We start from the raw sequence: 12,947 nt of genomic DNA on the forward strand, positions 1-12,947 counted from the left end.
GGTGCGCGCCCCAGAGAGAGGGAGACGACCCATGAGCACCGAGCCAGGCCACCCGTTGCAGCAGCCCCACATCACCGCCGACGATGCCTGGCGGCTTTACTGCGCCTGGGCGGGCTTCGGTTGCGAGATGGTGAAGCGCCCCCTGGCCTTGTCGGGCACCGCCGGTGTGCGCCTGGCCGACGCTGTGGCCAGGGGCATCCTGGGTGCGGAAAGCCCCAGGGCGCTGGCCCGGATGGCCGCGCGCGAGGCCGGGCAACTGGCGGTCGACATGCTGGCCGTGCCGTCGTCGGCAGCCGCCACGGCCGCCGCGCATTTCGACGAGGCGCAGGCCCCGTCCCAGGACCGCCTGGCGCGCGCCCTGGCGGGCACCGATCCGGTGGCGACGATCACCCGGGTCGATGTCGACCCCAATCTGGCCGAGGCGCAGTGGCGCGAGCTGACCGCGCGCTCGGGCGTCGACGTGGATGCGCCGGTGCCCGAGTTCGCGCCGACGACCGGCGCGCCCTTCCTGTTGCCCGCGCGGGTTCTGGACGCGTCGCAGGCCTGGGCCGCGTGGTTCGTGCCGCTGGACGCAGCCCGGCGCCTGCTGGCGGAGGCCTGCGAGACCGGCCACCAGCCGCCCGAGGTGCTGGATGCCTTCGCGCCGGTAGCGGTGGGCGATGGCGGGGTGCTGGTGTCGCTGGTGGCATCGGATTACCGCGCCTCGGATTTCGGGGTCGTGCAGGAAATCGGGCTGAGCCTGACCGTGTCGCCGCGCGCCGCCCGCTTCCCCGGTCCCGGACAGCTGTTCCTGCGGCTGATCGTGACGCATCCCTATTCGTTGGGCGCGGCGCGGCAGATCTGGGGCATCCGCAAGGATCTGCACGACAATGCCAGCGCCGAACCGCGCTCGCGCTTCCAGGTGGCCTATGGGGCCGACCGGGTCCGGTTCGGACAGGGCGCGCTGCAATCGCGCGCGGTTCGGTCCAGCGGCACGTTGCAGCTGGCCTTCCCGCGGCTGGGGCGCGGGCGCAGCGACCGGGTGCCGGGGCTGATCCATTCGATGGTCGCCCCGCACGGCCCCCCGGCGGCGGCGGTCGCACCGGCACGATCCGTGCTGATGCGCAGCGGCACCGGCGAGGGCGTCCAGGTCCGCGGCGACGTGCGGCTGACCCTGCCCGCCGACCGCGCGGCGGGGCTGCAGGCGGGATGCCTCTGCCGCGGGGGGATGGCGTGCCTGTGCGACACGCTGCGCGGGCTGGGTCTGGATCGCAGGCGACCCGCGGCCAACGGTTGGACCGAACGGCTGACCTGCACGCTGGCCGAGCCGGTGCGGATCGGCGCTCAGTCGTCCGACGGCGCCGGAAACACCTCGTCGAAGGCCTGACGCCAGCCCTGGTCGACGCCGGACGCCGCGCGGGCGGCATAGGCGAAGGGCCGCATCGCCGTGGCCGCGGCCGACATCATCGCCGACGGCACGGTGTCGGGCACCACGATGTCCACGGGCCGCCCCGCGCCGGTCTTGCGCCGCACGGCCTCGGCCGCCATCAGCCCGCTCATGGCCGCGGCCTCGATCGTGACCACGTCGATGGGCGTTTGCACGAAATCGCCCGCGATGGTCAGGCCGGGGATCTCGGTCGTGGTGCGGGGCCGTGAATTCCAGGTATCGACCGCGTTGATGAACAGCTCTTCGCCCGCGTTGGTCTGCAGGTGGGTGCGGCAATGCAGGATGTCGGCCTCGGGGTCGAAGCGCACGTAGCGGCGCATCTCGGCCAGCAATTCCTCGATGATGACCTTCATGCCGCCGGGCTTGTCGACATAGGGCATCAGCGTCTGCGCGTCCGACGCACACACGCTGATCATGTGCTCGCGCGGCTCCTCTCCCGCCTCCGAGCGCCACATCTGCGTGTTGTCGTACAGGCTCATCTCGTATTTCGAGTTCAGCAGGTTGACGATTCCGCGCGGCAACGGACGCTCGAGTGGGCCGCGAAACACCACGTCGAGCGTCATGATCGGCGCGCTGTGCAGCCGCGTGGCATTGGCCAGGTGCGGATCGGCCGCGGCCAGGCAGGTCCGGGCGTCGGCCTTTTCATAGCCCGCGCGGGTATAGGCCAGGGTGGCCAGCTGGCGCGGCGGCACCGTCAGGATGATCTGCCCGCCGAAGCGCCATAGCCCGCCCTGATAGAAATCGCGCTTTTGGTCGTACCCGGGCTGCGGCCCGGGCGAGCGGTCCAGCTTGTCGACGCGCAGCATGAATTCGCCGGTCTCGAAGTCGATCTCGATCCCCGTCAGCTCGCACAGCGGGATGATCTTCAGGCTGGGCAGCGCGTCGCGTTCGGCCGCGCTGCGCTCCAGCGTCTCGAAATGCGCAATCGCGTCGCTGAAGACGGGCCGGTCGCGAAAGATCTCGCCTTCGACATCGAACTGCCCGACCAGACCCGCGAGGGTCTTCAGCCACGGGGTGAAGATCGCCTCGGACGTGTCGCCGTCCAGCAGCCACATGGTGGGATCGGGCAGCCGCGCGCCGTATTTGACGAAAGACCGGTAGGTCGACGCGGACGCCATCGACGTCGAGGCGGCGAATGCCTTCGCCAGCACGCGGTGGCTGGATTTGCGCGACGCGGGCGTGGTGTAGCCATGGTCGAGCAGGAAAGCCTCGACGCTCATCTTGTCGAGCCGCCGGTCCGCGCGTTCGGGCAACGCCAGAAGATCCAGCATGGATTGGCCGTGCAGGAACATGTCGACGGGCGTGTTCACGCCGCATCCGAGGTTGCTGAGCGCGGTCCAGGGCGATCCGGGATTGACCACCCGGTAAGCCTGGGCGTCGGGGTCGGCGGGCTGGTGGCAGATATCGCTGATCGGCACGAACCGGTCGACGGCGCCGATGTCGCGCATCAGGCCCCAGAAGTTGTGATACCAGTTCAGGTACATGTGGTAGCAGTGCTCGTGGCGGTCGTCGAACCGCTTGTCCTGGCAGCAGGGGTCGGTGCAGGTGTCGCAGAGGCGGCGCCCGAACGGGCCCGGATCTTCGGTCAGAGGGGCATCGACCTCAAAGCCGTGCTTGTTGTGGCGCTGGTCGTCCCAGTCCGTATGGGTGCCGAGCTTGCCGCCGACATATGAGTTCGCTTCCAGCAGGGTCACGTCGTGGCCGCGTTCCAGAAGACGGTGCGCCGCCGACAGGCCCGCGACCCCCGCGCCCACAATTATGACGTGTGGCCGGGGACTTGGCGCTACCGGATAAGGGACTTCTCCATCCAAATACATTGCGTTTCCACCGTTTGCGGGTCAGGGTGCCGATACAAATGGTTAACACGCGGGGGCCGGGGCCTGTCCATGACTTTGCATCCCACACGCATGGCGATCACCGCGGCTCGCGGTTACGGGGCGCTGGTTGCAAGCTGTGCCGATGTGAGCGGCCAGGCGCTGCGCGCCACCGCGGGCGAAAGCGCCGAAGTGGCGCAGGCGCTCGCGCAGGCCCTGCGCGCGCCCGACACCGCGCGCAGTGCGGCGACCGAGCGGGCCATGTGGATCGCCTACCACGCCCAGCGCCGCCAGCTGCAGATGATGCGCGGCTACGCGTCGCTCTTCGGCATGACGCTTCTGAACACCCTCGACGCCGCCGGGACGCAGCGCCGCGCCCCCTGAACGACCGAAAGGACCCTGCAATGACAAGCACTGGCCCCGATTCATCCGGACCTGCAGCGGAAGAAGGCCGACAGGACGGCACCGGCGGGCTGGCCGGATCGCTGGCAGGCCTTCTGGAAGGCTACGCGCGGATCATGTCCCAGATCGCCGGGGGCGGACCGGGGGCGGCGGACGGGGCGCGGATCGGCTCGACCGCCGCTTTGATCGAGGCAGGCTCGATCGCGTCCGGCAGCGCGCTGCGCTATTCCCAGCGCCTGACCGAGCTTTTCGCGCGGCACCAATCGGCGCTGATCGAGGCCATCCCTGCCCATCTGTCGGGCCAGGATCTGCCGCCCGACAGGGCCCGGGCCGAGGTCGAAAGCCTGCGGCGCTTCCTGCGCGAAGTGGGCGAGACCGCGATGCTGGAAGCGCGGCGGCTGGACCACGAGCTGGCGCAGCTGGGCGAAGCGGTGGCACAGGGCGTCGCGGATCCGGTCTCGGCCGAGGATTTCCAGCGCCGCGCGGAAGCCAAGCTGTGAACGACACGGCCAGCCTGGACAGCACCAGCGCATCGGTCATCGACGCGCTGGGTTTTTCGGCCGAGATGTCCGAACTGCGCGAGCGCATCGCCGCCTGGGTCGCGGGCTGCGACGACGAGATGCGCGAGGCGCTGGAGTGGCAGTTCATGAGCGGGTCGAAGTATTTCCGCCCGCTGACCATCTTCGCCTGCCACCGCGCGATGTATGGCGCCGCACCGATCCCGGAGCGGGTGATCCAGTCGGCGCTGGTGATCGAGCTTTTCCACAACGTGTCGCTGGTGATCGACGATATCGTCGACCGCTCGCCCGAGAGGCGCGGCCGCGCGACGATGCACACCAAGTTCGGCGAGCTGTCGGCGCTGATGACGTCGGGCTACATCGTGGCGGAGGGCTACCTGCAGCTGGGCGACGACCTGCAGGGGATTTCGCTGTTTTCGGAGCTTCTGAAGCGGCTGGGCGTGGCCGAGTGCCTGCAATGGCGGTTGCGCCGACAGCCGTTGGGATACGAGGATTGGTGGCATATCGCGGGCGAGGATACCGGCTCGATGTTCGAGATCTGCGCCTGCCTGGGCGACCGGTCCGGCAAGCTCAGGACCTATGGCGGGCTGCTGGGGCGGCTCTATCACGGCTGCGACGACGTGGCCGACGTGCGTGGCCTGCCGGCACTGGGCGGGGGTGGCAAGGAAGACCTGCGCGACGGCATCCTGACGCTGCCCGCATCGCTTGCCATCGCGGACGACACCGTGTCCGCGGCCTTCTGTCGGCCCGACCCCACCGATGCCGACCTCGAAATCGCCAAGGCGGCCTTCCTGAAGGCCCTGCCCGCGTCCGAGGCGAAGCTGGACGACATCGCCCGGCAGGCCCGGCAGGAGGCCCGGCTTTTCGCCACCGACACGGCCGCGCTGGATGCGCTGATCGAGCAGACGCGCGCGCTCAGCGGCCGCTAGCGCGCACCGGGCTCGGGGCCGATGCGACCGCTCGCCGCGGTGCGTCGGCGGGACTTTACCCGTTGGGGAAAATTTAGCAATCTTGTCAAGGGGTCACCCGCTCGGGTAAAATCCGTGCCAAGGGGGAAGCATAGATGTCCGAACAGCGACTGCGGGCATTTCTGGATGCCCTCGATCTGTCCGAGTATTTCGACGTGCTTGCCGCCGAGCAAGTGACGCTGGACGATCTTGCGATCCTGTCGGATTCGGACCTGGAAGGTCTGGGTCTGCGACTGGGTCCCCGGCGGCGCCTGATGAAGGCCGCGCAGAGCGAGCTTTCGCAGCCCGACAACGTCGTGGGCGAGCGGCGCAACCTGACGGTTCTGTTCTGCGACATGGTCGGCTCGACCGAGATCGCGTCGCGGCTGGACCCCGAGGATCTGCGTTCCCACCTGCGCGCCTACCGCCAGGCCTGCATCACCGCGATCGAGACCGAAAGCGGGTTCGTGGCGCACCGCATGGGTGACGGTCTGATGGCGCATTTCGGCTACCCGCGCGCGCTGGAAGACGCCGCGATCCGCGCCGTGCGCGCCGGGCTCGAGATCATCACGCGGGCGCGCAGCCTGTCTTCCGTGGTCGGCCCCGTCGAGGTGCGCGTCGGCATCGCCAGCGGCCTGACCGTGATCGAGGAAACCCGCCCGGGCTTCGTGGCCAACGACGAGTTGGCGACCGGCGCAACGCTGTCGCTTGCGGCACGGCTGCAGAACCTGGCCCCGCCGGGCGGGGTGGTCGTATCGGATGCCACACGGCGGCTTTTGCGCGGCACGTTCGAGCTGCATCCCCTGGGCCGACAGGCGGTGAAGGGCTTTTCCGACGAAGAAACGATCTGGCAGGTCACCCGCGAGGCCCATCTTGATCCGGAAGGCACCGAAGCGCTGCCCTCGCGCGGGGCGATGATCGGGCGGCACCGCGAGCAGGCCGAACTGCTGTCGCTGTGGCAGGACGGGCTGCACGGCCAGGGCGGCGCCGTCGTGGTGCAGGGCGAGCCAGGGATCGGCAAGTCCCGCCTTCTGGCCGAGCTGCGCGGCGCGGCGCAACGGGATGGCGATATCGTGGATCTGCACTGCTCACCCTATCGTCACGGTGCAGCGCTGCACCCGGTGACGGAATGGCTGAGCGCCGAGTTCGGCGTCGAGTCCGCCGCCGATCCCGCCGCGGCGCTTGGCGAGCTTCCGGGCACCACGCCAGAAAGCCTGCCGTACCTGGTCGGCGCGTTGGGCCTGAGCGCCGGGCCGCACGCGCCCGACATGGATCCGGCGGACCGCCACGCCGCCACCATCGACGCGGTCGTCGCGCTTCTGGAAGCATCGGCCCAGCGCGCGCGCCTGCTGACGGTCGAGGACATCCAATGGGCCGACGCGGCGACCCTGGACGTGCTGGACCGCTTGGCCGAGCGCGCGAAAGAGCATCCGCTGCTGCTGGTGGCGACCGCAAGGCCCGACGCGGGTCGGCTGCCCGCGGCGCCCGCGCTGCGCAAAATCGCCCTGGGACCGTTGCCGTCCGACGCCACCGACGCGCTGATCGCCGCCCAGGCCGGTGCCGACGCCCTGCCCGACGACGTGCGCCGGACCATCGCCGAGCGCTCGGGCGGGGTGCCGTTCTTCACCGAGGAACTGACGCAAGCGGTGCTGGAACAGCCCGACGGCGACGCAAGCGCCGTGCCCTTCACGCTGCAGGACACCCTGATGGCGCGCCTGGACCGGCTGGACGCGGGCAAGCCGGTGGCCCAGATCGGTGCGCTGATCGGGCGGCGCTTTTCCACCGACCTGCTGATCGCCTGCGCCGATCTATCGGAAGACCAGGTGCGGGCCGGCCTGGCCGAGCTCGAAGGCGCGAACCTGATCGAGAAGGGGCGCCAGTCGGATCACGCGTTCCGCCACGCGCTGCTGCGCGACACGGCCTATGGCTCGCTGCTGCGCTCGCGGCGGATCGCGCTGCACCGCCGGGTGGCCGAGACGATCGAGACGCGGTTCCAGGCGCTGACCGAGGCGCAGCCCGAAACGCTGGCCTATCACTATTCCGAAGCCGGCGATCTGGAGACCGCGCTGCAATACTGGGAACGCGCCGCCGAGCAGAGCATCGCGCAAGGTGCCATGGCGTCGGCGATTTCGTATTTCCGGACCGCGCTCGAGCTGATCGGACGCCAGCCCGCCACGGCCGCGCGCGACCAACAGGAAGCCGCGCTGCGCATCCGTCTGAACATGCCGCTGACGGCCACCACGGGGTTCGCGTCGGACCAGGTCGAGCAGAACCTGGCGCGGCTGGCGGGCCTCTTCGAGATGTCCGAACCCGGCGAGGCCGCTTTGCAGCTGCTCTGGAGCAGGTGCATGTCGGCGCTGGTGCGCGCCGACATGGTCTCGGCCCGCACCACGGCGCTGCAGATGAAGCGCGCGACCGAGAATTCGCGCCTGCCGAACGCCTACAGGATGCCCGAGCGGATCCTGGGCTACGTCGCCATGCTCGAAGGCGAGCTGGACGCGGCCGAGGCCCATTTCGACCGCGTGCTGGACGGCTACGCGCCCGACGCGCACGATTCGATCCTGCCGGGCCATCCGTTCGACGTGCTGGCCGCGACGCTCGCGCAGCAGACCATCCTGATGGCCCTGCGCGACCGCCCCGAGCGGGTCGAGCTGAACCATGTCCGCGCGCTGGAACGCGCCCGCGCGCTCGACAATTCGGCGACGCTGTTTCAGGTGCTGGTGCATCTGTGCATCGCGCGGATCGAGATGGGCGATTTCGACGCCGTTCCGCCGCTGCTGGAGGAGTTGCGCGAGGTGGTGGAACGCGGCGAGCTTGCACCGCTCTACGCCGATCTGTGGGATGGGTGGCTGAAGGCGCGGCGCGGCGCGCTGGAGGACGGGCTGACCAAGATGGCCGAGGCGCAGGGCGAAGGCGGGCAATACCCGCTTTGGGTGCCCAGCGCGATGCTGCTGCGGGCCACGCTGCTGCGTGACGCGGGCCGGTTGGACGAGGCCCTGGCGCTGGTCGATGACTGCGAGGCCGAGATCGAGCGCTCGCGCCATCTTTACCTGTTGTCGGAGGTGCGACGCCATCGGGCCGCCTGCCTGCACGCCATGGGCGCGTCGGACTCGACGGTGGCCGAGCTGTTGCAGGACGCGGCTGACCTGGCGCGACGACAGGGGGCAACCCGGTTCGAACGCGCCGCCAGCGAAGATCTGGCGGGGCTCACCGGATCCGGGGCCCACGGCCTGACCCCGAGCGGAATGGCCGACGCCTAGCGCGGCGCAGCCTTGGCCCGACGCCTTGCGCGGCCTCCGGCACGGGCGCGCGCCGGTGCCGCAGATGTTGATACGCGCGCAACAGATTGTGGCTGCGTGGACCGGGGCCGCGTATGGTTGTGGTGGAGTGATAGGGGCTTTGGGCACAGTCTGTCCCAAACGGCCGCGGGACGGTTAGACACCTTATGACAAAGACGCAAAGAAAGCGTGGAAGCGCCCCGGGCGATGCACGTCGGCCCAACGAATCACGCGGCGCGATGACGGCCCGGGATCCCACCGACCTGCCCGGTGCAGCTGGCGACCTGCGGCCCGAGCCTCTCTCGCGGAAGTCGCGGATCTGGCTTTGGCTCTTCGTCGCGGTCGTGGTCGTGCTGCTGATCGTTCCGATACTAATCGAACTTCTGCTCGGCGGCCCGACCGATTTCCTTACCTTCTATGCCGCCGCCCAATTGGCGCTGGACGGTAATCTCGAAGCGGCATTCGATGGTCCCAGTCTTCTGGACCGGCAGCGCGCAACCTTTCCCCGGACCGAGCGCCTGGCGCCCTTCTACTATCCGCCGAGCTACCTGCTGCTGACCTTCTGGCTGCCCGCCCTGCCCTACGCTGTCGCCCAGATCACCTTCCTGGGCGTGACCTTCGTCCTGCTTCTGATCGCGATCCGGCCCTTGCTGGCGGATTTCGACGATCTGGTGATCTTGCTCGCCGCGCCCGCGGTCTGGATCAACGTCGCCCACGGGCAAAACGCTTTCCTGACGACGGCCCTTGCGGTGCTGGCCTGTCGATGCCTGGCCAAGCGGCAAGCCCGGGCGGGCGCCTGGCTGGGCCTTCTGTCCATAAAGCCGCATCTCTGCCTGCTCTGGCCGGTCTTGCTGCTGGCGGGACGTCGATGGGTCACCATCGTCGCCGGGTTTGTCAGCCTGGCCGTTGTGATCGGTCTGTCGGCGGCGATTTTCGGGACGGGCGCCTGGCGGGCGTTCTTCGCCTCGGCGCTGTTGGAGGCCTACACCAACCTGGCCAATTCGAATCTGGCGCTGTCATGGATGGCGTCCCCCTATGCGGGCCTTTTGCTGTTGGGCATATCCGAAAGCGTGGCGCTGAGCGTTCACCTTGTCTGCGCCCTGACCATAATCGCTATCATCGTTCATCTGATCATGCTGCGAGCCGCCGCGCGCTTCGTTCTTGCAGTAATCTTCGTGGGTACGCTTCTGGTCACGCCGCACAGCTACACTTACGATTGGGTCTTCACCCTGCCGGGACTGTTGATCGTCTGGCAGCGGGCCCGCGCTACCGGCTTCTTGCCCTTTGAGCGCGCGGGCCTCGTGCTGGGCTATATAGCGCCTGCCCTTGTCGCGGTGTCGAAGGATCTGGACATGCCCTTTGCGCCGCTGCTGCTGCTCGCAAGCGTCGCTACCGTCGTGCGGCGCGGCTACGCAGAGTCGGGCTTCCGGAGGTCCGGGCAACTATGATCACAGCACTTTTCCCAGACCATAGGGCGTCAGTCAGGCGATCCCTCGCGCGAGACATCGTCGAGCACGGTCGCAAATCCCAAATCATGCCGCAGTACGACGGCACGCAGGGGTGCGCCCACAACCAGTCTTCCCGCCGTCGCGAACCCCATCAACTCTGCCGGTCTCGATGTAGCCATGACGATTGCCTGTTCCGAGGTCAGGGCAAGGTCGCGGATGCAGGTCGCGATAGCGTCGGGCATGATCAGGTCCGCGCCGGCAAGCGTGCCATCCGGCAGGGCGAGCCGACCGTTTGAACGGGTAACGATGCGGCCGTTCAAAGCGAAGCTTTTCAGGTCGGTTCCGGCGATCGCCATGGCGTCACTGACCAGGAAGAGCCCGTCACCGCGCGCCGCTAAAGCGGCCCGCATCGCGGCGGGATGGACATGGATGCCGTCGGCGATCAGGCCCATCATCACGCCCGGCGCATCCAGCGCTGCGCCGACCAGTCCGGGCGCCCGGTGGCCGAGCGGGCTCATCGCGTTGAACAAGTGCGTGACGCCGCGCGCGCCCGCGCGAAAGGCCGTCATGCAGGTTTCGTAATCGGCATCGGTGTGGCCTAACGAGACGATGACACCAGCACCGCTCAGCGTGGCGATTTGTTCGTTCGTGACGTTTTCCGGGGCCAGCGTCACCATCAGCGCGGGAAGAGTCCCTGACGCTTCGCAGAGATATGTCAGATCCTCGAGCTCCATCTGGCGGACCAACGTCGGATCATGCGCGCCCTTCCTGGCGACCGACAGGTGCGGCCCTTCAAGGTGCAGTCCGGCAACGATGGTATCGCCAGCCGCGATCAAGCTGCGAACGGCCGCGACGGCGGCCCTTGTCTTTTGGGGCGTATCGGTGATCAGCGTCGGCAGGAAAGCACTGGTGCCGAGCCGCGCGTGCGCGCGTGCGATTTGCCGCAACCCGTCCGGATCCGGGCGCTCGTTGAACATCAGGCCGCCGCCGCCATTGACCTGAAGATCGACAAAGCCCGGACAGATGATGCCATCGCTCACCACGCGCAGGGCGCCCTTGGGGATGTCGGCGGCCGCCACGATCCCCGCGCAGACGCCGTCCTCGACGATCAGCGCGGCGTCTTGGTGAAGGCGCGTGCCGTCGTGGACGGCCGACGCAATATGGGCAAGCAAGCTCACCGTCCCGACCGTCCCCGTCTCGCCGCAAGCAGGATCGCGCCATCCAGCGCCGATCCGCGGGGGCGGGTCAGCTCGGCCCCGGCGGCTGATACAAGCCAGCTTTCGTAGTTCGGCCCAAGCCCGCCCGTCAGACACAGCCGATCTCCGCGCGTGAAGCCTAGGACCCGAAGGGCACGATCGAAATAGGCCGCGCCGTCGATCATCAGATCTAACGCCATCGGGTCTGCCTTGCCCGCCGCACGCGTAATGTCGGGGGCCAGCTTGGCAAAGTCGGCGGGGGTCGCGCGGGCCGCCCAAGCGGCGATGCCAGCGGGCCCATCGAAGCGGGCGAGCAGTTCATCGCTCAGCGCCGTCCGCTCGACAAGCCCGTCATGGGCCTGCAGCGTGCGCGACAGGGCCCGGCGTCCCAGATCGCCGCCCGAGCCCTGATCGGACAAAACGAAGCCCCAGCCGCCCAGCCCCGTCAGTCGGCCATCCCTTAGCCGCGCCACGATCGAGCCGGTGCCGATCGCCAGCAGGTAGCCGTCGCTGCCTCCCAGCGCGCCAAGCGCCTGAATCTCGCGGTCGTCCGAGACAGAGCAGCTCGCGAAAGTCGTGTCCTTCATCATTCCGCGGGCGACGGCGGTCGCGACGCCGGGCGAGACCACTCCCGCAAGTCCCGCATGGACATGCGAGCGTCGAAGGTCTTCGCCGGACAGGCCCGCCATGGCGCACGCGGCGTGGAGTGCGGACAGGACATTCGCGATGGATTGAAAAAGATCGGTCGTCGCGTTCGCCGGTCCGGCTTCTGCGGACCCGATTTCGGCACCGCTGGCCGCGCGGATCGATACCCGGCAGCCGCTTCCGCCGCCATCGACACCAATGAGGTGGGCATCTTTCGCGATGGACATGGACAGGTCCGTTTCAAGTCAGGGCATCCGCACTGCGCGATGTCATACGAGACCAGCGCCGCCAGATGAAGTGCCTTATGGTGCAAGAGGGTTTCGCAGTAGGGGACGAACGTGGGCGACGTGTCTATGGGTCATATCGAATTTGCGGAGCTTCGTTGGGAAGACCCACAACACGTCGCACTCCTTGAATTCAGGATATTGAGGATCCGCTGCTCAGAGACTATTGGACCAGGTAGTACGTTTCCGGACCTCCTGAATTCGAACCGCGCGTTCAACTGCACCCGCAAGAACAACGGAAAATGCTTTTCCCTTACTCACCTGCCCCCCGCGAAATCGCTCACCGTGATGTAGGGTCTGCGCCACCTCTGAAGGAGCAGACAGATGCGAAAGAGCCGTTTCACCGAGGCGCGGATGATCGGGATGATCAAGGTACAGGGTTCAAGCGTTAAGCGATTGATCCAGTGGATCAATCGTAGTGCCGAACGGAATGTCGACCGCTGAGGTGTGCCGCAGGCATGGCCTCGGCACAGCGACGTTCTACAAGCTGAAGTCCAAATACGGCGGCATGGAGGTATCCGAGGCGGCCAGGCTGAAGGCGCTTGAGGATGAGAACGCCAAGCTCAAGCGCCTGCTGGCTGATACCATGCTGGACAATGTCGTGCTGAAGGACCTGCTGGGAAAGAGCTGACGGTGAGCCATTGATGCGCCATTGGTTCGAGCAAAATGGCGAACGACCAAGCGGCGAGACGCGGCGCTCCGGGTGATGCGGGATCATGACATCTCGCAGCGCCGGGCCTGTCGGCTGGTCGGTGTTGATCCCAAGGCTGTCCGGCGAGACCGCCCGCCCGACAGCGCTGAGATCCGCAAGGAGATGTAGCAGATCGCTGGCAAGCGACGTCGGTTCGGCTATCCCGCTGCCCGGCAGGGCATCACGAAGTGATGTCCCGAAAGGGGCCGGATCGGCATCCTGTTGGAGCGCAAGGGCATGATCATGAACCACAAGAAGCTCTATCGCATCTACCGCGAGGAAGGGGTGTCGGTAACAC

Annotated in this window: 9 protein-coding genes and 1 pseudogene; 7 read left to right on the top strand and 3 right to left on the bottom strand. The window is 68.0% G+C overall.

Annotation, left to right across the window (positions count from 1 at the left end; genetic code table 11):
* The first annotated feature begins 31 nt into the window (after positions 1 to 31).
* Entirely contained in the window at positions 32 to 1,366 is a 1,335-nt protein-coding gene (locus ILP92_RS16225; protein ID WP_198917470.1) for a hypothetical protein, read from the top strand.
* On the opposite strand, the gene ILP92_RS16230 is transcribed toward ILP92_RS16225, so the two are convergent.
* On the bottom strand, positions 1,324 to 3,180 hold the full coding sequence (locus ILP92_RS16230; RefSeq protein ID WP_368667911.1) for an FAD-dependent oxidoreductase: 1,857 nt from the start codon (positions 3,178 to 3,180) through the stop codon (positions 1,324 to 1,326). The two genes, ILP92_RS16225 and ILP92_RS16230, sit on opposite strands and share 43 nt — an antisense overlap.
* Positions 3,181 to 3,312: 132 nt before the next feature.
* Between ILP92_RS16230 and ILP92_RS16235 the strand changes: the two genes are divergently transcribed.
* The 5 genes from ILP92_RS16235 to ILP92_RS16255 all read left to right on the top strand — a co-directional run bounded on the left by ILP92_RS16235 (position 3,313) and on the right by ILP92_RS16255 (position 9,833).
* Positions 3,313 to 3,624, top strand: coding sequence for a hypothetical protein (locus tag ILP92_RS16235; RefSeq protein WP_198917472.1), 312 nt, complete (start codon positions 3,313 to 3,315; stop codon positions 3,622 to 3,624).
* Between the two features lie 20 nt (positions 3,625 to 3,644).
* Positions 3,645 to 4,142: a hypothetical protein gene (locus tag ILP92_RS16240; protein WP_198917473.1), complete on the top strand. Its 498-nt coding sequence runs from the start codon at positions 3,645 to 3,647 to the stop codon at positions 4,140 to 4,142.
* Complete coding sequence (locus ILP92_RS16245; protein WP_198917474.1) at positions 4,139 to 5,089, top strand: polyprenyl synthetase family protein; 951 nt, start codon at positions 4,139 to 4,141, stop codon at positions 5,087 to 5,089. The genes ILP92_RS16240 and ILP92_RS16245 overlap by 4 nt, the downstream gene beginning before the upstream one ends.
* Before the next feature lie 134 nt (positions 5,090 to 5,223).
* A complete protein-coding gene (locus tag ILP92_RS16250) occupies positions 5,224 to 8,367 on the top strand; it encodes an AAA family ATPase (RefSeq protein ID WP_198917475.1) in 3,144 nt (1,047 codons plus the stop codon).
* Positions 8,368 to 8,624: 257 nt separating this feature from the next.
* Positions 8,625 to 9,833: a glycosyltransferase family 87 protein gene (locus ILP92_RS16255; RefSeq protein ID WP_198917476.1), complete on the top strand. Its 1,209-nt coding sequence runs from the start codon at positions 8,625 to 8,627 to the stop codon at positions 9,831 to 9,833.
* Positions 9,834 to 9,862: 29 nt separating this feature from the next.
* Here ILP92_RS16255 and nagA read toward each other — a convergent pair whose 3' ends face one another.
* Positions 9,863 to 11,011: an N-acetylglucosamine-6-phosphate deacetylase gene (gene nagA, locus ILP92_RS16260; protein WP_198917477.1), complete on the bottom strand. Its 1,149-nt coding sequence runs from the start codon at positions 11,009 to 11,011 to the stop codon at positions 9,863 to 9,865.
* A complete protein-coding gene (locus ILP92_RS16265; protein ID WP_198917478.1) occupies positions 11,008 to 11,901 on the bottom strand; it encodes a glucosamine kinase nucleotide-binding domain-containing protein in 894 nt (297 codons plus the stop codon). Before ILP92_RS16265 ends, nagA begins: the two co-directional genes overlap by 4 nt.
* A 381-nt stretch (positions 11,902 to 12,282) precedes the next feature.
* Between ILP92_RS16265 and ILP92_RS16270 the strand changes: the two are divergent.
* A pseudogene (locus tag ILP92_RS16270) lies at positions 12,283 to 12,947 on the top strand (transposase); the annotation flags it as partial.

The organism is Palleronia pontilimi, from assembly GCF_016412875.1.
Classification (GTDB): domain Bacteria; phylum Pseudomonadota; class Alphaproteobacteria; order Rhodobacterales; family Rhodobacteraceae; genus Palleronia; species Palleronia pontilimi.

Excerpts from the sequence above, each read along its gene's own strand:
- ILP92_RS16250 (WP_198917475.1), top strand. The coding sequence starts at position 5,224 with ATGTCCGAACAGCGACTGCGGGCATTTCTGGATGCCCTCGATCTGTCC.
- ILP92_RS16240 (WP_198917473.1), top strand. The coding sequence starts at position 3,645 with ATGACAAGCACTGGCCCCGATTCATCCGGACCTGCAGCGGAAGAAGGC.
- ILP92_RS16235 (WP_198917472.1), top strand. The coding sequence starts at position 3,313 with ATGACTTTGCATCCCACACGCATGGCGATCACCGCGGCTCGCGGTTAC.
- ILP92_RS16225 (WP_198917470.1), top strand. The coding sequence starts at position 32 with ATGAGCACCGAGCCAGGCCACCCGTTGCAGCAGCCCCACATCACCGCC.
- ILP92_RS16255 (WP_198917476.1), top strand. The coding sequence starts at position 8,625 with ATGACGGCCCGGGATCCCACCGACCTGCCCGGTGCAGCTGGCGACCTG.
- ILP92_RS16265 (WP_198917478.1), bottom strand. The coding sequence starts at position 11,901 with ATGTCCATCGCGAAAGATGCCCACCTCATTGGTGTCGATGGCGGCGGA.